Genomic DNA, 22,224 nt, shown 5'->3' with positions numbered 1-22,224 from the left:
CTCGACCCACGTGGTCTGCGCTGCGCTGATCAACTGTGCCATGGCTGTTTCTGTGTCGTCCCGACCGGTCGCCTGGCACAGCACGGCCCGTCCTGGCGCACCGCCGATGCCCTTCCCCCGTGTTTCCATCAATTCCCCCGTTGTTCACTCAACTGTCATTTCCGCGACTGGCTTCACTCCTCCGGCAACTGGATCGGCGCGAGTGCCTCGAAAACGTCCCCCGGGCCGGGGTTGGCAGGGTGGCTGGCGCCGCCCAGGTGGCGGACCACTCCCCAGACAGCGTTGAGCGCCGTGGTGACCGCGCCCTCGGCGAAGCCCGCGGTCCACGACACGTCGTCGCCGGCCAGGAACAGCCCGCGCTGGTCGGCCGGGAAGCCATCCTGGACGAACTGGGTGAACAGCCGGCGCTGGTACCGGTACTGCCCGGGCAGGTTGGCCTTGAAGGCCCCCATGAACAGCGGGTCGGTCTCCCAGGTCACCGAGATCGGCGGCCCGACGATGTGCGCGCGCACGTCGACCTCGGGGTAGATCCCGCGCAACTGGGTGAGCAGCACCTCCAGCCGCTGCTCGTCGCTGAGCGTGGCGACCTTCAGCGAGTCGTCGTTCCAGGTGTAGGAGAGGCAGATGACCCCGGGCCGGTCCGGGCCCTCGTCGAAGAGGTAGATGCCACGCGGCATCCGGTCGCTGAGCGTCATGCTCATCGCGTCCCGGCCGGTCGCGCCGTCCCGGTCCAGCCAGAACGGCCGGTCGGTGAGCACGAACAGCTTGGAGGAGCCCATGTAGTGGGTCCGCTCGACCGCCGTCCAGTGCTCGGTGGAGAGCAGTGCCGGGTCGCAGTCGATCTGGCTCAGCAGCGTCCACACGTGCGGGGTGAAGACCACCGCCGGATAGGTCGCGCGGCCGCCCTCGGCGTCCTCGACCTGCACGCCCTCGGCCACCCGGCGCAGCGCGCCGACCGCCGGGCGGGGCGTGCCGCCGTGCAGCGTGGCGAGCGAGGTGCCGGCCGGCCAGTGCGCCGCCCGGCCCACCGGCCGCGTCCACAGGCCCCGCACCAGCCGGCCCGTGCCGCCGACGATGCCGACCTGGTCCTGGTCGGCGCCGGTGAAGACCACCCGCAGCACCTCCAGGATCGAGTTGGGGAAGTCGGTGTCCCAGCCGCCGGTGCCGAAGCCGACCTGGCCGAACAACTCCCGGTGCCGGAACGAGCGGAAGAACGGTGAGGCGGCCAGGAACCCGTAGAACGACTGGTCGTCCAGGGTCCGCACCATCCGGTTCCACACCGCCTTGAGCAGTGCGGTGTCGCGGCGGCGCACCGCGTCCTCCATCACCGCGAGCTCGGCCTGGTCCAGCAGCGTCTTCTGCCAGGCGTCGGCCACCTCCTGGTAGACCGACGGCAGGTCCTCGACGGCGCGCGCGTAGTGCCGCTCGCCGCCCAGGTGCACCAGGGTGCTCGAGGTGCCCGGGGCGAGCGGGTTGGGGAACGGCCGGGTCCGCAGGCCCAGCGCGTCGATGTAGTGGAACAGCGTGGTGGCCGAGACCGGGAAGCGCATCGCCCCGAGCTCCGCGGCGAACTCCGGGTTCGCCTCGAACGGCACCGAGCGCATCCGGCCGCCCAGGTCGCCCGCCTCGTAGAGCACCGGCCGCAGCCCCAGGCGCAGCAGTTCGTGGCCCGCGACCAGGCCCGCCATGCCGCCGCCCACCACGGCAACCGGGGTGCCGTGGTGGGCGGCGGGGACCGAGCCGAGCCCGGCGGGGTGGCGCAGCCAGTCGTCGTAGGCGAAGGGGAAGTCGGGTCCGAACATCGTCAGAGGTGCGGTCACATCACGCACGGCCGGATACTCGCGGGCACTGAGGGACATCTGTGGACACCTTTCGGGACCCGGCTCGCGGTGGTCAGCCCAGGCGGTCGGGCAGACCCCGGTAGAGCTCGGGGCGCCGGTCATGGAGGTAGGGAGTGTCGAGGCGCGCCTTCGCCACCACCGCCGGATCGATCTCGGCCAGCAGCAGGCCCTCGGTGGGCTCCTCCCGGGTGAGCCGAGTGCCGTCCGGGGCGGCCACGGTGGTCAGCCCGCAGAAGTCCAGGCCGCCGCGCTCGCCGATCCAGTTGGCGTAGGCGATGTAGAGCTGGCTCTCGAAGGCCCTGGCGGGTACCAGCGTTCGCGCCACCACGTCCCAGGGACGCATCAGCGCGGTCGGTACCAGCAGCAGTTCGGTGCCGGCCAGGCCGTGCGCCCGGACCGCCTCCGGGAACTCGACGTCGTAGCAGACCAGTAGACCCACCGTCAGCTCGCCCAGCTTGGCCTGCACCACGCCGTGGTCGCCCGGCGCGAACCGGGACCGGTCCACCTCGCCGAACAGGTGCGCCTTGCGGTAGTTGGCCAGCAGCACGCCTTCGGCGGAGACCAGCCGGCTCGCGTTGTAGACGGCGTCGCCGTCGCGCTCCGGCCAGCCGTGCAGCACGGCGATGCCGAACTCGCGAGCGATCGCGGCGACTTCGAGGCCGTGCGGCCCGTCCACCGGCTCGCTGGCCTGAGCCAGCGCGGCCGGTCGCAGCGGGTAGCCACCCACCGTCATCTCCGGGGCGACCAGCAGTTCCGCGCCCGCTTCGGCCGCCTGCCGGGCCACCTCCCGAAGCCGCCCCAGCAGGTGCGGCACGTCGGGGGAGCCGCACGCGGCCTGCCAGCAAGCAATCCTCATCGCGGGCTTCCTCGTGGTGCGGTGGAATCATCGGCCGTGCAGCCTTGATCCCTGATACGGAGTTGGCATCCGGGACGGGCATTGCCGCGGCCGAAGTTATGGGGCGGCCCTATCCCGGGCAACCCCTAGCTCCCCCCTACGGTCCGGTTTCCGGCACTGCCGAAATGCGCCACGGGGCCCGGGCATAAGGGTGGGTAGGGGGTGGGCAGGGGTGGTGGACGCCGCCCGCGCGGATAGGCTTCGACGGGACCGAAACGGTGCCGAGAGAACGGGCTGACATGACGACCGGTGAGCCGGGCAGCAACGCTATCGTCTTTCCTGCCATGGGCCCGTCGCGATTCGCCGACTTCGGCCGGTTCATGGTGGTCAACCGGCAAGCCAGAAAGCTGTTCGGGATCGCCGACGAAGTGCTCGGCTACCGGGTTTTCGACGCATTGCGACAGAGCGAGGACGACTACGCCGAGGTCGCGCAGGTCACCTCGTTCGTGGCCTCGCTCGCGCTGGTCGAGTGGAGCGGGCCGGAACTCCCGGGGCCGGTGGGCCACTGCGCCGGCGTCAGCTTCGGCAAGATGGCCGCCGCCGCGCACGCGGGCGTGCTGCCCTTCGAGGAGGCCGTGCGGCTGGTGGCCGAGATGGCCCGCTGCGAGCACGAGTACTTCACCGAGCAGCACAGCGACATCGTCACCCACTCCTTCGTGAAGGTCGGCTCGGACACCCTCGACGAGCTGCTGGCCGAACTGGCCGCGGCTGACGAGTGGTACGAGATCTCATCGTACATGGATCGCGACATGTACATGGTCTCGCTCAACGAGCGGGCCCTGGACGGATTCAAGCAGCGGATCGGCGCGGTCGGCGGCTACTCCCTCTACACCATGCGCCCGCCGGCCCACGCGAGCATCTTCGGCCCGCTGCGCGAGCGGGTCGACCAGCAGCTGCTGAGCGGTTACCGGTTGCGCGACCCGCTGGTGCCGATCGTCTCCGACCAGGACGGCTCGCTGGTCACCACCGCCGAGCAGGCCCGGGACTGGATCCTGGGCGGCTTCACCCGCCCGATGCGCTGGCCCGGTGTGGTGGACACCCTGGTCGGGCAGGGCGTGCGGCGGATCAGTATCGTCGGTCGGGACCGGCTGCTGCGGCGACTGAAGTGCACGGTCGACAACTTCGCCACGACCACGATCGCCCCGGAGTCGGCCCTGAAGCCCAGGAGTTGACGCGGCGGGGCCCGGAAGGCACGATCCCTTGACGAACAGTAGCAACGGACCGGGCGGCGCTCTCCTCGCCACCAGTGACCTGCACATCAGTTACCCGGAGAACCGCGAGATCGTCCGGGAGCTGCGGCCCCGGTCGCCGCAGGACTGGCTGATCGTCGCCGGTGACATCGGCGAGGTCGTCGAGGAGATCGAGTGGACGCTCCGCCTGTTCAGTGAGCGGTTCGCGGCCGTGGTCTGGGCGCCGGGCAACCACGAGCTGTGGACCCACCCCAGTGACCCGGTGAAGCTGCGCGGCGTGGAGCGCTACCAGCACCTGGTGGAGATCTGCCGCCGGCTGGGCGTGCACACCCCCGAGGACCCGTACCCGCTCTGGCCGGGCCCCGACGGGCCGGTGCGGATCGCCCCGCTCTTCGTCGGCTACGACTACACCTTCCGCCCGGCCGGCACCACCACCAAGGAGCAGGCGCTGGCCCGCGCCCACGAGACGGGCGTGGTCTGCTCCGACGAGTACCTGCTGCACCCCGACCCGTACCCGAGCCGCGAGGCCTGGTGCGACGCCCGGGTGGCCGCCACCGAGGAGCGGCTGGCCGCCCTGGACCCGGCGATCGCGACCGTGCTGGTCAACCACTACCCGCTGGTCCGCCAGCCGACCGATGTCCTGTACTACCCCGAGTTCGCGCAGTGGTGCGGCACCACGGCCACCGCCGACTGGCACACCCGCTTCAACGTGGCGGCGGTCGTCTACGGCCACCTGCACATCCCCCGGGTCACCCACTACGACGGCGTCCGCTTCGAGGAGGTCTCGGTGGGCTACCCGCGCGAGTGGCGCCGCCGGGGCGATCAGGCGCCGGGCGGACTGCGCCAGATCTTCCCCGAGGTGACGAAGCGTTGATCGAGCGGATCCTTCCCGAGCCGGTCGTCTGGGCCGAGAGCCGAGCCCAGCGCGAGCAGATCGACCTCTTCCCCGAAGAGGCCGCGCACATCAGCCAGTCGGTGCCGCAGCGCCAGGACGAGTTCCAGGCGGTCCGCTCCTGCGCCCGCCGCGCGCTGGCCGCCCTCGGCCTGCCGCCCGTCCCGCTGGTCCCCGGCCCCCGTGGCGAACCCCGGTGGCCCGCAACGGTGGTGGGCAGCATGACGCACTGCGCGGGCTACCGCGCCGCCGCGCTGGCCCCGGCCGCCACGGTGCTCACCCTGGGCATCGACGCGGAGACCAACGAGCCGCTGCCGGAAGGGGTGTTGGAGGCGATCGCGGTCCCGGCGGAGCTGCCGATGCTGGCCGCGCTGCGCCGCGCGGACCCGGCCGTGCACGGCGACCGGCTGTTGTTCAGCGCCAAGGAAAGCGTTTACAAGGCCTGGTTCCCGCTGATGGGCAAGATGCTGGACTTCTCCGAGGCCGAACTGCGGCTGGAGGCGGACGGTACCTTCACCGCCCGGCTGCTGGTGCCGGGCCCCGTGGTCGAGGGCCGGCGACTGCCGGGGTTCGAGGGGCGCTGGGTCGCCGAGGAGGGGCTGGTGGCGACGGCGATCACGGTGGCTCGGGACTGACCCGCCACCCCCGAGCCGCGGCAACTCCCCGAGTGTGCCGCGGCTTTGGCGCGTGCGTGGCCGAGCGGGGTGTGCCGAGTGGGGTGCGGCGACCGGCTGGGGCGGCTGGGGTCGGATAGGGGTACTGCCCCCGCAGGGCGGCTGGATACGCTCCGGTACGTACGGGCAGGGCGCGCCCAGCCCGCCCCGAACCCCTCCGACCACTCCCCGGCCCCCCGGGTGCGGGTGTCCATGGTGGCCGCCGAGCACGAGAAGGATGAGTGGAGCCGATGCCGGCCAAGATCCTCGCGGAGAGCTCCGCAGCGACGCTCGCCGAGTTCGAGCAGGACACCCTGCGCATCGCCCAGGTGCTGCGGGAACGCGGGGTCGGGCTCGGTGACCGGGTGCTGCTCAAGGCCGGCAACTCGATCGCCTACGTGTCGGTCCTCTTCGCCCTGATGCACGTGGGCGCCTCGGTGGTCATGGTGGACCAGCAGGAGAAGCAGGAGGCCACCGGCTCCATCATCCGGCGGGCCGGCACCAAGCTGGTCCTGGTCGACGACGACGCCCCGGTGCCCGCCGACACCGAGCCGGTTTACCTCTACGAACTGCTGGCCGCCGCACCAGACTTGGCGGTGACGGACCGGCGGCTCGACTTCGGTGCCTGGTCCGACCTGGACGACGCGCTGATCATGTGGTCCTCCGGGTCCACCGGCGAGCCCAAGGGCATCGTCAAGAACGGCGGGCGGATGCTGAAGAACCTGGAGCGCAACGCGCGCCACATGGGCCACTGTTCGGACGACGTGCTGCTGCCGCTGCTGCCCTTCTCGCACCAGTACGGCCTGTCGATGGTGCTGATCGCCTGGATCGTCCAGGGCTCGCTGGTGATCGCCCCCTACAAGCGCGCCGACCGGGCGCTGCGGATGGCCGGGCACTCGGGTGCGACCGTGCTGGACGCGACCCCCGCCACCTACCGCAGCATGCTGAACATCATCAGGCAGAAGCCCGCGCTCGCCGACTCGCTCGGCACGGTCCGGATGTTCTGCAGCGGGGCCGCGCCGCTCGACCAGTCGCTGGTGGAGCGCTACCTGGAGCACTTCGGCCTGCCGCTGCTGGACAGTTACGGCAGCACCGAGGCGGGCAACGTGGCGTTCGCGACCAGCGACAACGCGGTCTCCTGCGGGCAGGTGATGGACGGCCTGCGGGTGCGCGTGGTGGACGACGAGGAGAACGAGGTGCCGGCCGGCGAGGTGGGTGAACTGCTCATCGAGACACCGGATGTGATGGTCGGTTACCTCACCGCCGAGGGCGGCATCGACCCGGTGGACCAGAGCGTCTTCCGCACCGGCGACCTCGGCTACCTGGACGCGGCTGGCAACCTCTTCGTGCTGGGCCGCAAGTTCGCCGTGCACCGCAACGGCTACACGCTCTACCCCGAGATCATCGAGCGCAAGGCGGCCACCGGCGGCTGCTCGACCCGGATCGTGCCGCTGCCCGACGAGCGCCGCGGCAGCAGCCTGGTCTTCTTCGTCGAGGACGAGCAGCAGCGGGACTCCGCGCACTGGCGCGAGCTGCTGGCCGAGGTGCTGCCGAGCTACGAGCAGCCGAACCGGGTGATCGTGCTGGAGCAGTTCCCGCTCAACCGCAACGGCAAGCCGGACAAGCGGCGGATGACCGAACTCGCCGAGGCGGCGGCCGGATTGGCCGACGCCGGGAACCCTGCCTGACGGTCCGTCAGCCTGGTGGGCGCGCGTGGCCGCCGTCCTGGTGCTCCCCTTCCACCCCGCACACCCGAACGGCGGGGCCGCCAGCCGCAATCGGGACGAAGCCGGACAGGTCTAGACTCGGACCGGTCGGCTGCCCGCGCCGGACCGGGTGCGGCACCGGTGCCGATGGCGTCCGCTATCGCGGTGGCCACGCCACCGCGCTGACGAGGCGTCGGTGCCGGCCGCCGGCCCGGGACGGTGGCCCGGCGGCCGGGTAGCACTGTCGCAGAGTGGAAGGAAACACCCATGCCCCAGTCCGACGGTCTGCTCCTGCGGCCGCCCCGCCATCGGGTCGAACGCCGCGCCATCGTCTGGTGGGTGCTGCGTGCCGCGCTGATCCCGGTGCCCACCGCGCTGGTGCTGGGCGTGCTGGACCTGCTCATCCCGCCGGCCCGGTTCGTCTTCGGCCCGCTCTTCCTGGCCGTCGCGCTGCCCGGGCTCTGCTACCTGATCGTCATGCCGCTCTGGCGCTACCGGGTGCACCGCTGGGAGACCACCGACCAGGCCGTCTACACCGCCTCCGGCTGGCTGTGGCAGCGCCGGCGGGTGGCGCCGCTGTCGCGGATCCAGACCGTGGACACCGTCCGGGGCCCGCTGGAGCAGCTCTTCGGGCTCAGCGGCATCAAGGTCACCACGGCCTCCGCCGCCGGCGCGCTGACCATCCGCGGCCTGGACCGCGGCCGCGCCGCCGAGCTCGTCGAGCAGTTGACCAGCGCCACCCAGGCCACCCCGGGGGACGCGACATGAGCACCGCCACCCAGGACCCGACCGAGGTCGCCGAGCCGGCCGAGCCCGCCTGGCGGCGGCTGAGCCCGCGGCTGATCCCGGTGCACCTGGCCTGGCTGGTCCCCCCCGTGGTCACGACCACCGGCACCCTGCTCGGCACCGGCGGTCGGCTCAACCTGCAAGCGCTGATCACCCTCTCCTCGTTCACCGTGGCCTTCCTGACGGTGGCGGGCATCAACCTGACGCGCCTGTTCACCACCGGCTACCGGATCACCGACGAGCGGCTGGAACTCCGCTCCGGCCTGCTCTTCCGCAGCCACCGTGCCGTCCCGCTGGACCGCATCCGCAGCGCGGACGTCACCGCCCGTCCGCTGCACCGCCTCCTCGGGCTCGCCACGGTGCACGTCGGCGCCGCCGTGCACGGCACCTCGGCGGGGCGCGCGCTCAGGCTGGACGGCCTGACCGTCGCCCAGGCAGGCGCGCTGCGCCAGGAGTTGCTGAACCGCCGGGGCGCCCTGCTCGCCGAAGGGCCTGCCGACGCGGAGCCCGACGCCCCGATCGCCCAACTCTCCTGGCGCTGGCTGCGCTACGCCCCGCTGACCATCTGGGGAGTCGGTGGACTCTTCGCGGCCCTCGGGATCGGCTACAACACCCTGCACGACATGCAGATCGACCCGCTGAAGCTGGGCCTGGTGCACCAACTCGTCGCCGCCTTCAGCTCGGTGCCGCTCTGGGTCGCGGTGCCGGCGCTGCTGCTGGTGCTGGTCGTGCTGGGCACGGTGGCCTCGGTCGGCCAGTACGTCGAAGGCTGGTTCGGGTACCGCCTGGAGCGCGAGGACGGCGGTGTCCTGCGGGTCCGGCGCGGCCTGTGGATCCACCGCTCGGTCTCGCTCGACGAGCGCAGGCTGCGCGGCATCGAGCTGGCCGAGCCGCTGCTGCTGCGCCTGGGCGGCGGTGCGCGGCTGCTCGCCATCGCCACCGGCCTCGGCAACGCCGAGGAGAACCGCACCCGGAGCGTGCTGCTGCCGCCCGCGCCGCGCGCGCAGGCGCTGCGGGTCGCCGCCGAGATCCTGCCGGACGGCCAAGCCCTGCCCATCACCGCCGAGTTGACCCCGCACCCGAGGTCGGCGCGGCGCCGCCGGATCAACCGCGCCGTGGGCGTGGTCGCCCTGACGGCCGGGGCGCTGGCGCTGCCCGGCATCTGGGTGTCGCAGTTCCTGCCGCTCGCCTGCGCGGTCGCCGTCGTCCTGCTGCCGCTCGCGCTGCTGCTGGCCGTCGACGCCCACCGGGCCCTGGGCCACGCCCTGGTGGGCCGCTACCTGGTGGTCCGCTCGGGCACCTTCGCCCGGCGCACGGTCGCCCTGGAGCGGGCCGCCGTGATCGGCTGGACGGTCAGCCAGTCGCCGTTCCAGCGCCGCCTGGGCCTGCTCACCCTGACGGCCGCCACCGCTGCGGGCCGGGGCGCCTACCGGGTCCGCGACATCGCCGTCGCCGACGGCCTGGCCCTCGCCGCGCGGGCCGTGCCACAGCTGCTCGACCCGTTCCTCGAACAGGGTTGACGGCGGCCGCCGGAAAAGGCAATTCGCCTTTCCGGGCGTCCGCCGTAACGCATTTCCGGCCCCCCGGAACACCACTTGGAAATTCCTTCCGAGGCACCTGAAAATCAGTCAGGGGTCCCCGGATGATTGGCTAGGGGTGGCTAGGGGGGCCTAGGGGTTTCTGCTGCTCACCGCTCCTGGCAGGCTGGCCGACGGTTTTGGATACCGTCTGCTGGGTGGTGGAGCGCGCGATGATGAACCAGTCCGAGGGTCGCATTTCGGAGCCGGGCGGTAGGGGTGCTGGAAATTCCGATGCGCTGACCTCCTGGTGGGAGCGGCTGGCCGGCTGCGCGGCGGCGGATCAGCAGCGGCTGCTGCTGGCCCTGGTGCTGGAACACGCGATGGAATCGCTGCGCGGTAAGCCGGCCGCCCCCATCGAGGCCGACCGGCCGTTCCTGGAGCTGGGGTTCGACTCGCTGGCCGCGGTCAACCTGCACAGCCGGCTGGCCGCCGCGACCGGGCTGCGCCTGCCGGTCACCCTGGTCTTCGACCACCCGACCGCGGCCTCGCTGGCCCGGCACCTGCGCGCGGAGATCCTGGGCCTGGCCGCCGACAGCGGCGAGGTCCAGCCGCTCGGCTCCGCCGACGACGAGCCCATCGCGATCGTCGCCATGGCCTGCCGGTTCCCCGGTGACGCCCACTCGCCGGAGCAGCTCTGGCAGTTGGTCGCGGACGGCACCGACGCGATCTCGACCTTCCCGGCCGGTCGCGGCTGGGACCTCGGCGGCCTCTACGACCCGGACCCCGACCACCCCGGCACCAGTTACGCCCAGGCCGGCGGCTTCCTGCACGACGCCGACACCTTCGACCCCGGCTTCTTCGGCATCTCGCCGCGTGAGGCGCTGGCGATGGACCCGCAGCAGCGGCTGCTCCTTGAGACCTCCTGGGAGGCGTTCGAGCGGGCCGGCATCGACCCCACCACCTTGCGCGAGTCGCGCACCGGCGTCTTCATCGGCGCCGAGGCCCAGGACTACGGCCCGCGCCTGCACGAGGCCGCCGAGGGCATGGAGGGCTTCCTGGTCACCGGCAGCGCGCTGAGCGTCGCCTCGGGCCGGCTCTCCTACACCTTCGGCTTCCAGGGCCCCGCCGTCACCATCGACACCGCCTGCTCCTCCTCGCTGGTGGCCCTGCACCTGGCCGTGCAGTCGCTGCGCCGCGGCGAGTGCGGTGTGGCACTGGCCGGCGGTGTGGCCGTGATGGCCAACCCCGGCTCGTTCATCGCCTTCAGCCGCCAGCGGGGACTTGCCCCCGACGGGCGCTGCAAGCCGTTCGCCGACGCCGCCGACGGCACCGCCTGGGGCGAGGGCGTCGGCATGCTGCTGGTCGAGCGGCTCAGTGACGCCCAGCGCAACGGCCACCCCGTGCTCGCCATCGTGCGCGGCACCGCGATCAACCAGGACGGCGCCAGCAACGGCCTGACCGCCCCCAACGGCCCCGCCCAGCAGCGCGTCATCCGCCAGGCCCTGGCCGACGCCGGTCTGACGCCCGCCGAGGTGGACGCGGTCGAGGCGCACGGCACCGGCACCACCCTGGGCGACCCGATCGAGGCCCAGGCCCTGCTCGCCACCTACGGCCAGGACCGCCCCGCGGACCAGCCGCTGCGCCTGGGCTCGCTGAAGTCCAACATCGGCCACACCCAGGCCGCGGCCGGCGTCGGCGGCGTCATCAAGATGGTGATGGCGATGCGGCACGGCGTGCTGCCGCGCACCCTGCACGTCGACCGGCCCAGCGAGCACGTCGACTGGAGCGCCGGCGCCGTCGAGCTGCTCACCGAGGCGATGCCCTGGCCCGAGAACGGCCACCCGCGCCGGGCCGGCGTCTCCTCGTTCGGCATGAGCGGCACCAACGCCCACGCCGTCATCGAGCAGGCCCCGACGGCCGACGAGCTGGCCCCGGCCGCGCCCGCCGCCGTGGCCCCGGCCGTGCTGCCCTGGGCGCTCTCCGCCAGGACCCCCGAGGCGCTGCGCGGCCAGGCCGAGCGCCTGCTGGCCCACCTGGCCGCCCACCCCGAGCAGACCCCGGCCGACCTCGGCCTCTCGCTGGCCACCAGCCGCGCGAGCTTCGAGCACCGCGCCGTGCTGCTGGGCGGCGAGCGTGCCGAGTTCGAGCAGGCGCTGCGGGCCCTGGCCGACGGCGGTGAGCTGCCCGGCCTGCTCCAGGGCACCCCGGCCGCCGGCCGGACCGCCGTCCTCTTCACCGGACAGGGCAGCCAGCGCCTGGCCATGGGCCGCGAGCTGTACCAGACCTTCCCGGTCTTCGCCGCCGCCCTCGACCAGGCCTGCGGCCACCTCGACCTGCAGCTCGAACGACCGCTGCGCGAGGTGCTGTTCGCGGCCGAGGGCTCGGCCGAGGCCGAGTTGCTGCACCAGACCGCCTACACCCAGCCGGCGCTCTTCGCGATCGAGGTGGCGCTGTTCCGGCTGGCCGAATCCTGGGGCCTGCGCCCGGACTTCCTGGCCGGCCACTCGATCGGCGAGTTCGCCGCCGCCCACGCGGCCGGCGTCCTCACCCTGGCGGACGCCGCCCTGCTGGTCGCCGCGCGCGGCCGCCTGATGCAGGAACTGCCGTCCGGTGGCGCGATGCTGGCCGTCCAGGCCACCGAGGACGAGGTCGCGGCCGCGCTCGCCGACCGCGCCGGTCAGGTCGCCGTCGCCGCCGTCAACGGCCCGCAGGCCGTGGTGATCGCCGGTGACGAGGACGCCGTGCTCGCCGTCGCCGAGCAGTTCCGCGCCGAGGGGCGCAAGACCAGGCGGCTGACCGTCAGCCACGCCTTCCACTCGCCGCACATGGACGCCATGCTGGACGAGTTCCGGCGCTGCGCCCAGGTGGTGACCTACCACGCGCCCCGGATCCCGATCGTCTCCACGCTCGACCAGGGCGCCGACCTGACCACGCCCGAGTACTGGGTGCGGCACGTCCGCGAGGCCGTCCGGTTCGCCGACGCGATGCGCGCGCTGGAGGCCGCAGGCGTCAGCACCTTCGTCGAACTCGGCCCGGACGGCGTGCTCTCGGCGATGGGCCAGGAGTGCGTCACCGAGTCCGCGGTCCTCCTGCCGGTGCTGCGCGGCGACCGGCCCGAGGTCCGCAGCTTCACCGCCGCCCTCGCCCAGGCCCACCTGCGCGGCCAACTCCTCGACTGGGACGGCGTCTTCGCGGGCCAGGGCGCGCACCGGGTGGACCTGCCCACCTACGCCTTCCAGCGCGAGCGCTACTGGCTGGAGAGCGGCAGCCCGCTCGGCGACATCGCCTCGATCGGCCTGGGCGCCGCCGACCACCCGCTGCTCGGCGCGGCGGTGGCCCTCGCCGACGTCGACGGCTTCCTCTTCACCGGCCGGCTCGCCCTGGACACCCACCCCTGGCTGGCCGACCACGCCGTGCTGGGCACCGTGCTGCTGCCGGGCACCGCCTTCGTCGACCTGGCGATCCGGGCCGGCGATCAGGTCGGCTGCGACCTGGTCGAGGAACTCACCCTGGAAGCACCGCTGATCCTGCCGCAGCAGGGCGGCGTGCAGCTGCAGATCGTGGTCAGCGGCGCCGACGAGCACGGCAACCGCTCGCTCAGCCTGCACTCCCGGATCGAGGGCGCCCCGGCCGACGAACCATGGACCCGGCACGCCACCGGTGTGCTCAGCGCCGGCGCCGCGCCGGCCGGTTTCGACCTGACCGCCTGGCCGCCCACCGGCGCCCGCGCGGTCGACGTCGAGCAGCTGCACACCGGCCTGGCCGAGGCCGGCTTCGGCTACGGCCCGACCTTCCAGGGCCTGCGGGCCGCCTGGCTGCGCGGCACCGAGATCTTCGCCGAGATCGCCCTGCCGGACGGCACCGAGGAGGACGCCGACCGGTTCGGCCTGCACCCGGCGCTGCTGGACGCCGCCCTGCACGCGCTCGGCGCCGACAGCTCCGACGAGGCGCTCCGCGGCGGCCTGCCGTTCAGCTGGACCGGCGTCACCCTGCACGCCACCGGCGCTGCCACGCTGCGGGTGCGGGTCACCCCGCTCGGGCGTGGCGAGGTGGCGCTGGAGCTCGCCGACGGCACCGGCGCGCCGGTGATGTCGGTGCGCTCCCTCGCGCTGCGCGAGATCTCCGCCGAGCAGCTGGGCGCGGCCCGGTCCGCGCACCACGAGTCGCTCTTCCGCGTGGAGTGGGCTCCGCTGCCCGCTCCTGCTTCCCTGCCCGGCCGCTTGGCCACGCTCGGTGACTTCAAGGTGCCCGGCGTCGAGACCTTCGCCGATCTGGCGGCGGTGGCGGCAGCCGAGAGCGTGCCGGACGCGGTGTTCGTGCCGTGCGCGGCGCTGGTCGGCGAGCTGTCGGCGGACGGGGTGCGGGAGGTGACGCACCGGGTGCTGGGCCTGGCACAGGCCTGGCTGGCGGAGGAGCGGTTCGCGGACTCGCGGCTGGTGTTGGTGACCCGGGGCGCGGTGGCGCCGTTGGCGGGGGAGCAGTTGGCCGATCCGGCGCAGGCCGCGGTCTGGGGCCTGATCCGCTCGGCGCAGGCGGAGAACCCGGAGCGGTTCGTCCTGCTGGACCTGGACGCCTCGGATGCCTCGGTGGCCGCCCTCCCGGCCGCACTGGCCTCCGGCGAGCCGGAGCTGGCGATCCGTCAGGGAAGCTGCTACGCAACCCGGTTGGCGCGGGTCGCCACCGATGAGGCGCTCACCGAGCCGGCGGGCGCGGTCGCCTGGCGCCTGGACATCCCGGTCAAGGGCACGCTGGACAACCTGGCGCTGGTCGAGTACCCGGCGGCCGTCGCGCCGCTGGAGGCGGGCCAGGTCCGGATCGGCGTGCGTGCGGCCGGCCTGAACTTCCGTGACGTGCTGAACGCGCTGGGCATGTACCCGGGCAACGCGGGGCTGCTGGGCCTGGAGGGCGCGGGCGTCGTCCTGGAGGTGGCAAGTGACGTCACCGATCTCGCCGTCGGCGAGCGGGTGTTCGGCATCATCTCCGGCGGCTTCGCCCCCGTGGCAGTGGCCGACCGTCAGCAGATCGCCCGGATGCCGCGGAACTGGACCTTCGCCCAGGCCGCCTCGGTGCCCCTGGTCTACCTGACCGCCTACTACGCGCTGGTGGACCTCGCGGACCTCCAGGCGGGTGAGTCGATCCTGGTCCACGCTGCCGCCGGTGGTGTGGGGATGGCGGCGGTTCAGCTGGCCCGGCACCTGGGCGCGGAGGTCTACGGCACGGCGAGTGCGGGCAAGTGGGAGGCGCTGCGGGCGCTGGGTCTGGACGAGGCGCACATCGCCTCCTCGCGTGACCTGGAGTTCGAGGAGCGGTTCCGCTCGGCCAGTGGCGGACGCGGTGTGGACGTCGTACTCGACTCGCTGGCACGGGAGTTCGTGGACGCCTCGCTGCGGCTGCTGCCGCGCGGCGGGCGGTTCGTGGAGATGGGCAAGACCGACGTCCGCGACCCCGAGCAGGTCGCCGCGGAGCACCCGGGCGTCCACTACCAGGGCTTCGACCTGATCGAGGCCGGTGCTCAGCGCACCGGCGAGATGCTCGCGGCGCTGCTGGAGCTCTTCGACCAGGACGCGCTCGACCACCTGCCGATCGCCACCTGGGACATCCATCGGGCACCGGAGGCGTTCCGCTTCGTCTCGCAGGCCAAGCACATCGGCAAGGTCGTGCTCACCGTCCCGGCCCCGCTGGACCAGGACGGCACCGTCCTGATCACCGGCGGCACCGGCGCGCTGGGCGCCGTCGCCGCTCGCCACCTGGTCGCCGAGCACGGCGCGCGGCACCTGTTGCTCACCAGCCGGCGCGGCGCCGACGCCCCGGGCGCGGTCGAACTGACGGCCGAGCTGGAGCAGTTGGGTGCCTCGGTGACCGTCGCTGGGTGCGACGCGGCCGACCGGGCCGAACTCGCGGCACTGCTCGGCTCGCTGGCGCGCCCGCTGACCGCCGTCATCCACACCGCCGGCGTCCTGGACGACGGCGTCCTCGCCTCGCTCACCCCGGAGCGGCTCGACGCCGTCCTGCGGCCCAAGGTGGACGCCGCGCTCAACCTGCACGAGCTGACCGCCGGACTCGACCTGTCGGCCTTCGTGCTCTACTCCTCCAACGCCGCCACGCTCGGCGGCGCCGGCCAGGCCAACTACGCGGCTGCAAACGCTTTCCTGGACGCGCTCGCGACCAAGCGCGCCCAGGCCGGCCTGCCCGCGCTCTCGCTGGCCTGGGGCCCGTGGGCCGAGGGCGGCATGGCCAGCACCCTCGACGCCGCCGACCTCCAACGCCTGGCCCGCGACGGCATGCGCGGCCTCGCCAACGCCGAAGGCCTGGCCCTGCTCGACACCGCCGCGCGCCTCGGACAGGCCGCCTTGGTCCCGATGCACCTCGACGTGACCGCGCTGCGCGCCCAGGCTGCCGCCGGCACCCTGCCCGCCCTGCTGCGCGGCCTGGTCCGGGTGCCGACCCGGCGTGCCGCCCAGGCCGGGGCGGGCGGCGGCTCGGAGCTGATGCGCCGGCTGGCCGGGCTCTCCGAGGCCGAGCTGGACCGCGAGCTGCTCGAAGTCCTGCGGGTGCGGGTCGCCGCCGTGCTGGGCCACGCCTCGCCCGAGGTGATCGAGGCAGGCCGGGCGTTCAAGGAGCTCGGCTTCGACTCGCTGACCTCCGTCGAGCTGCGCAACGCGCTCAACACCGCCACCGGGCTGCGCCTGCCGCCCACCCTGATCTTCGACTACCCGACCCCCGCCGCGCTCGCCGAGTACCTGCGCACCCAGATCGCCGGCGCCCAGCAGGCGGCCACGGCCACCGGCGCGACGATGCCCGCCCGTGCGTCCCGTGTGACCGACGAGCCGATCGCCATCATCGGGATGAGCTGCCGGTTCCCGGGCGGCGTGCAGTCGCCGGAGGACCTGTGGCGACTGGTCACCGGCGGGACCGACGCGATCGGCGAGTTCCCGGCCGGCCGTGGCTGGGACCTGGAGCGGCTCTTCGACCCGGACCCGGACCACCAGGGCACCAGCTACGTCGACCAGGGCGGCTTCCTGCACGACGTGGGTCTCTTCGACCCGGACTTCTTCGGCATCTCGCCGCGCGAGGCGCTGGCGATGGACCCGCAGCAGCGCCTGCTGCTCGAGACCTCGTGGGAGGCCATCGAGCGGGCCGGTATCGCTCCGGCCAGCCTGCACGGCAGCCGCACCGGCGTCTTCGCCGGTGTGATGGCCAGCGACTACGCCACCCGGATCGGTGCGGTGCCCGAGGGCGTCGAGGGCTACCTGGGCACCGGCACCGCCGGCAGTGTCGCCTCGGGCCGGGTCGCCTACACCCTCGGCCTGGAGGGCCCGGCGGTCTCGGTCGACACCGCCTGCTCCTCCTCGCTGGTCGCCCTGCACCTGGCCGTGCAGGCGCTGCGCCAGGGCGAGTGCTCCATGGCGCTCGCCGGTGGTGCCACCGTCATGGCGACGCCCGAGGCGTTCATCGACTTCAGCCGCCAGCGCGGCTTGGCAGCCGACGGGCGCTGCAAGGCGTTCTCGGACGAGGCGGACGGCACGGGCTGGGGCGAGGGCGTCGGCATGCTGCTCGTCGAGCGGCTCTCCGACGCGCGGCGCAACGGGCACCCGGTGCTCGCCGTGGTGCGCGGCACCGCGATCAACCAGGACGGTGCTTCGAACGGTCTGACCGCGCCGAACGGTCCCTCGCAGCAGCGGGTGATCCGGCAGGCGCTTTCCAGTGCGGGGTTGACGGCCGATCAGGTCGACGTGGTCGAGGCGCACGGCACCGGCACCGCACTCGGCGACCCGATCGAGGCCCAGGCACTGCTCGCCACCTACGGCCAGGACCGCTCGGCCGACCAGCCGCTCTGGCTGGGCTCGCTGAAGTCGAACATCGGTCACACCCAGGCGGCGGCCGGCGTCGGCGGCATCATCAAGATGGTGCTGGCGATGCGGCACGGCGTGCTGCCGCGCACCCTGCACGCCGAGCAGCGCTCGGCCAACGTCGACTGGTCGGCGGGTGCCGTCGAACTGCTCACCGAGGCCCGGGCCTGGCCCGAGACCGGCCGGCCGCGCCGCGCCGGCATCTCCTCCTTCGGCTTCAGCGGCACCAACGCCCACACCATCGTGGAGCAGGCGCCGGCCTTCGAGGAGGCCGAGACCGAGGCCACGGCGCCGGTGCCCGCCGTCCAGCCGTGGCTCCTGTCGGCCCGCAGCGAGCAGGCCCTGCGCGACCAGGCGCGGGCGCTGCTCGCCCACCTCGACACCGCTCCTGACGCGACCACCACCGAGCTGGCCTTCTCGCTGGCCACCACCCGCACCACGCTGGAGCACCGCGCGGTACTGGTGGGCGGTGAGCGCGCGGAGCTCGCCCGCGCGCTGGCGGCGCTGGCCGCCGGTGAGCCGGCCGGTGACGCGGTCGTCGGCACCGCCGGAGCGGCCGGCCGGACGGCGTTCCTCTTCACGGGGCAGGGCAGCCAGCGGGCTGGGATGGGCGCGGAACTGTACAGCGCTTTCCCGGAGTTCGCCGAGGCCTATGACGCCGTGTGCGCGGAGTTGGACCGGCACCTGGAGACGCCGCTGAAGGATGCTTCGGCGCTGATCGACCAGACCGGCTACACCCAGCCTGCGCTGTTCGCGATCGAGGTGGCGCTGTTCCGCCTGGTCGAAGCGTGGGGCGTGCGGCCGGACTTCCTGGCGGGCCACTCGATCGGTGAGCTGGCCGCCGCGCACGTCGCGGGCGTGCTGTCACTGAGCGATGCGGCCAAGCTGGTGGCGGCGCGTGGTCGCCTGATGCAGGCGCTGCCGGCCGGTGGCGCGATGGTGGCCGTGCAGGCCGCCGAGGACGAGGTGCTGCCGCTCCTCGCGGACCGTGCGGACGTCGGTGTCGCGGCGGTCAACGGGCGTACCTCGGTGGTGCTTTCGGGTGCCGAGGCGGCTGTCGTGGAGGTGGCCGCACAGCTGGCGGCTGAGGGTCGCAAGACGAAGCGCCTCACCGTCAGCCACGCGTTCCACTCGCCGCTGATGGACCCGATGCTCGCCGAGTTCCGCGCGGTGGCCTCGGAGTTGACCTTCAACGCGCCGCGGGTCCCGATCGTCTCGACGCTCGACCAGTCCGCCGACCTGACCTCGCCCGAGTACTGGGTGCGCCACGTCCGCGAGGCCGTCCGGTTCGCCGACGCGATCGCCACCCTGGAGGCCGGGGGCGTCCGCACCTTCCTGGAGCTGGGCCCGGACGGCGTGCTCTCGGCGATGGGCCAGGAGTGCGCCACCGTTGAGGAGAGCGCTTTCGCGCCGGTGCTGCGCGCCGACCGCCCCGAGGCCCGGGCGCTGACCACCGCGCTCGCCGCGCTGCACGTTCGCGGCGTCGTGCTGGACTGGCCGGCGGTCTTCGCCGGACGCGGTGCGCGCCGGGTCGACCTGCCGACCTACGCCTTCCAGCGCCAGTGGTACTGGCTGGAGAACTCCGCCGACCCGGCGGCCCCGCAGGCGGTACCGACCGACGCGGTGGACGCCCGGTTCTGGGCGGCCGTCGACAGCGGCGACCTGGACACTCTCACCACCGCCCTTGAGCTGGGCGGCGACCAGCCGCTGAGCTCGGTGCTGCCCGCGCTCTCGGCCTGGCGCCGCAAGAGCCGCGAGCAGGCGACCGTGGACGGCTGGCGCTACCGGGCCGGCTGGAAGCCGGTGCGGGAAAGCGCTGTCCGCACCCTCGCCGGCCGCTGGCTGCTGCTGGTTCAGGCCGGAGCGACCGAGGACCCCGCCGGGCCGGCCGTGCTGCGGGCGCTGACCGCGCGCGGCGTCGAGGTCCAGCGGGTCGAGGTGGACGCCGCCGTGACGCGCGCCGCCGTGGCGGCGCAGCTCGGCGAGATCGTGACGCGCGACGCCGTGTCGCAGAGCGGGCCGGTGGCCGGCGTGCTGTGGCTGGCGTCGCGCGACGGCGACCCGGCGCCGACCGCGACCCTGGTGCAGGCGCTGGGCGACGCCGGGCTGAGCGCGCCGCTCTGGTGCCTGACCCGCGGCGCGGTCTCGACCGGCCGCTCCGACCGCCTGACCAACCCCGAGCAGGCCCAACTCTGGGGCCTGGGCCGGGTGGTGGCGCTGGAGCACCCCGACCGCTGGGGCGGTCTGATCGACCTCCCGGTGGCGCTGGACCAGCGCGCACTCGCCCGCCTGGCCGGCGTGCTGAGCGGTGCGGAGGACCAGGTGGCGCTGCGCGCCTCGGGCCTCTTCGCCCGCCGCCTGCTGCGCTCCACTCGCGGGGAGGCCGCCGCCTGGCGGCCGGCCGGCACGGTGCTGGTGACCGGTGGCACCGGGGCGTTGGGCGCCGAGGTGGCGCGCTGGCTGGCCCGCAACGGTGCCGAGCAGTTGCTGCTGGTCGGCCGACGCGGCCCGGACGCCCCCGGCGCGGCGGAACTGGTCGCCGAGCTGGCCGAGTTGGGCGCGGCCGCGACCGTCGCCGCCTGCGACGTGGCTGACCGTGCGGCGCTGGCCGAGCTGCTCGCGGCCCACCAGGTCTCGGCCGTCTTCCACACCGCCGGCGTGCTCGACGACGGCCTGCTCGACGCGCTGACCGCCGACCGCTTCACCGCCGTGGCCCGCCCCAAGGTGGACGCCGCCCGCAACCTGCACGAACTCACCGGCGACCTGGGCGCGTTCGTGCTCTTCTCCTCGATCACCGGTGTCGTCGGCAGCGCCGGTCAGGCCAACTACGCGGCCGCCAACGCCTATCTGGACGCGCTCGCCGAGCAGCGTCGCGCCGACGGCCTGCCCGCCACCTCGGTCGCCTGGGGCCCCTGGGCACAGGGCGGCATGGCCGCCGACGCAGGTATCGAGCAGCGGCTGCGTCGTGACGGTGTCCCGCCGATGGCCCCGGCGCTGGCCATCGCCGCGCTCCAGCAGGCGCTGGACCACGGCGACGGCGCCCTGACGGTCGCCGACATCGCCTGGGACGTCTTCCTGCCGGGCAGCACGGCCGCCCGCCGCAGCGAGCTGTTCAGCGACCTGCCCGAGGCCCGGCCCGCCGCCGGTGGCGCGGTCACCGCTGCCGCTGACGCCGCCTACGCGCCGGCCGGCCGGCTGGCCGGCCTCACCCCGGCCGAGCAGCAGCGCGCCATGCTCGACCTGGTCCGCGGCACCGTTGCCGCAGTGCTGGCCCACACGGGCACCGAGACGATCGAGCCAGGGCGGGCCTTCAAGGAGCTCGGCTTCGACTCGCTGACCGCCGTCGAGCTGCGCAACCGCCTGGGCGCGGCCACCGGCCTGAGCCTGCCGACCACGCTGGTCTACGACTACCCGACGGCCGCCGCGCTCGCCGAGTACCTGCGCAGCGAACTGCTCGGCGCGCAGCTGGTGACCACGGTCGTCCCGGCCACCTTCGCAGCTGATGACGAGCCGATCGCCATCGTCGCCATGAGCTGCCGCTTCCCCGGCGGGGTGACCTCGCCCGAGCAGCTGTGGCAGCTGCTCCTCGCGGGCGGTGACGCGATGTCCGGCCTGCCGGACGACCGGGGTTGGAACGTCGACTCGCTCTACGACCCGGACCCGGAGCAGGTCGGCAAGATCTACACCCGCGAGGGCGGATTCCTCTACGACGCGGCCGAGTTCGACCCCGCCTTCTTCGGCATCTCGCCGCGCGAGGCGCTGGCGATGGACCCGCAGCAGCGCCTGCTGCTCGAGACCACCTGGGAGGCGTTCGAGCGGGCCGGCATCAACCCGGCGACCCTGCGCGGCAGCCGGACCGGCGTCTTCGCCGGCACCAACGGCCAGGACTACCTCGCGCTGCTGATGAACTCGCCGGAGGAGCTGGAAGGTCACCTCGGCACCGGCACCTCGGCCAGCGTGCTGGCAGGGCGACTCTCCTACACGTTCGGGCTGGAGGGTCCGGCGGTCACCGTCGACACCGCCTGCTCGTCCTCGCTGGTCGCGCTCCACCTCGCTGTCCAGGCGCTGCGCAACGGCGAGTGCTCGCTCGCCCTGGCCGGCGGTGTGACCGTGATGGCCACCCCGGACACCTTCCTCGACTTCAGCCGCCAGCGCGGCCTGTCCGCCGACGGCCGCTGCAAGGCCTTCTCGGCTGCCGCCGACGGCACCGCCTGGGGCGAGGGCGCCGGCATGCTGCTGGTCGAGCGGCTCTCGGACGCTCAGCGCAACGGGCACCCGGTGCTGGCGATCGTGCGCGGTTCGGCGGTGAACCAGGACGGCGCTTCGAACGGTCTGACGGCGCCGAACGGGCCGTCGCAGCAGCGGGTGATCCGGCAAGCGCTCTCCAGCGCGGGGCTGACGGCCGACCAGGTCGACGCGGTGGAGGCGCACGGCACCGGCACCGCACTCGGCGACCCGATCGAGGCGCAGGCGCTGCTGGCTACCTATGGTCAGGAGCGGGCGGCCGACCGGCCGCTCTGGCTCGGCTCGATCAAGTCGAACATCGGGCACACCCAGGCCGCGGCCGGTGTCGCGGGCGTGATCAAGATGGTCATGGCGATGCGGCACGGTGTGCTGCCGCCGACCCTGCACGTCGACCAGCCGACCCCGCATGTGGATTGGTCGGCGGGTGCGGTCACGCTGCTGGCCGAGACGACCGATTGGCCGCAGACCGGTGCGCCGCGCCGGGTTGGCATCTCGTCCTTCGGGTTCAGCGGCACCAACGCGCACACGATCCTGGAGCAGGCGCCTTCGGCCGAGCCGGAGCCGGTCGTCGAGGCGACGGTGTCGCCGTCGGTGCTGCCGGTGCTCCTGTCCGCGAAGACCGATGCTGCGCTGCGGGCTCAGGCCG

General features: G+C 73.6%; 9 protein-coding genes. 7 read left to right on the top strand and 2 right to left on the bottom strand.

Annotated elements, in window-relative coordinates; translation table 11 throughout:
• Positions 1 to 173: 173 nt before the first annotated feature.
• Together P3T41_RS08795 and P3T41_RS08790 are read right to left on the bottom strand one after the other, a co-directional pair.
• Positions 174 to 1,859 carry an NAD(P)/FAD-dependent oxidoreductase gene (locus P3T41_RS08795; RefSeq protein WP_280689068.1) on the bottom strand — a complete coding sequence of 562 codons (1,686 nt, stop codon included), beginning with the start codon at positions 1,857 to 1,859 and terminating at the stop codon, positions 174 to 176.
• Positions 1,860 to 1,893: 34 nt separating this feature from the next.
• A complete protein-coding gene (locus tag P3T41_RS08790) occupies positions 1,894 to 2,697 on the bottom strand; it encodes a carbon-nitrogen hydrolase family protein (RefSeq protein ID WP_280689067.1) in 804 nt (267 codons plus the stop codon).
• Between the two features lie 323 nt (positions 2,698 to 3,020).
• Between P3T41_RS08790 and P3T41_RS08785 the strand changes: the two genes are divergently transcribed.
• The 7 genes from P3T41_RS08785 to P3T41_RS08755 all read left to right on the top strand — a co-directional run.
• On the top strand, positions 3,021 to 3,908 hold the full coding sequence (locus tag P3T41_RS08785) for an ACP S-malonyltransferase (protein ID WP_280689066.1): 888 nt from the start codon (positions 3,021 to 3,023) through the stop codon (positions 3,906 to 3,908).
• Between the two features lie 28 nt (positions 3,909 to 3,936).
• A complete protein-coding gene (locus P3T41_RS08780) occupies positions 3,937 to 4,800 on the top strand; it encodes a metallophosphoesterase (protein WP_280689065.1) in 864 nt (287 codons plus the stop codon).
• Positions 4,797 to 5,453: a 4'-phosphopantetheinyl transferase superfamily protein gene (locus P3T41_RS08775; RefSeq protein WP_280689064.1), complete on the top strand. Its 657-nt coding sequence runs from the start codon at positions 4,797 to 4,799 to the stop codon at positions 5,451 to 5,453. The genes P3T41_RS08780 and P3T41_RS08775 overlap by 4 nt, the downstream gene beginning before the upstream one ends.
• A gap of 269 nt (positions 5,454 to 5,722) precedes the next feature.
• Positions 5,723 to 7,159, top strand: coding sequence for a class I adenylate-forming enzyme family protein (locus P3T41_RS08770; RefSeq protein WP_280689063.1), 1,437 nt, complete (start codon positions 5,723 to 5,725; stop codon positions 7,157 to 7,159).
• A 285-nt stretch (positions 7,160 to 7,444) separates the two neighbouring features.
• Entirely contained in the window at positions 7,445 to 7,945 is a 501-nt protein-coding gene (locus P3T41_RS08765) for a PH domain-containing protein (RefSeq protein WP_280689061.1), read from the top strand.
• Entirely contained in the window at positions 7,942 to 9,483 is a 1,542-nt protein-coding gene (locus tag P3T41_RS08760; protein WP_280689060.1) for a PH domain-containing protein, read from the top strand. The genes P3T41_RS08765 and P3T41_RS08760 overlap by 4 nt, the downstream gene beginning before the upstream one ends.
• 230 nt (positions 9,484 to 9,713) lie before the next feature.
• Positions 9,714 to 22,224 (top strand): type I polyketide synthase (locus P3T41_RS08755; protein ID WP_280689059.1); only part of this gene is annotated, 12,511 nt, incomplete at its 3' end.

The sequence above is a fragment of the Kitasatospora sp. GAS204B genome (assembly GCF_029892155.1).
In the GTDB taxonomy this organism is placed as follows: Bacteria; Actinomycetota; Actinomycetes; order Streptomycetales; family Streptomycetaceae; genus Kitasatospora.
This window is presented reverse-complemented; position numbering and strand designations above follow the sequence as displayed.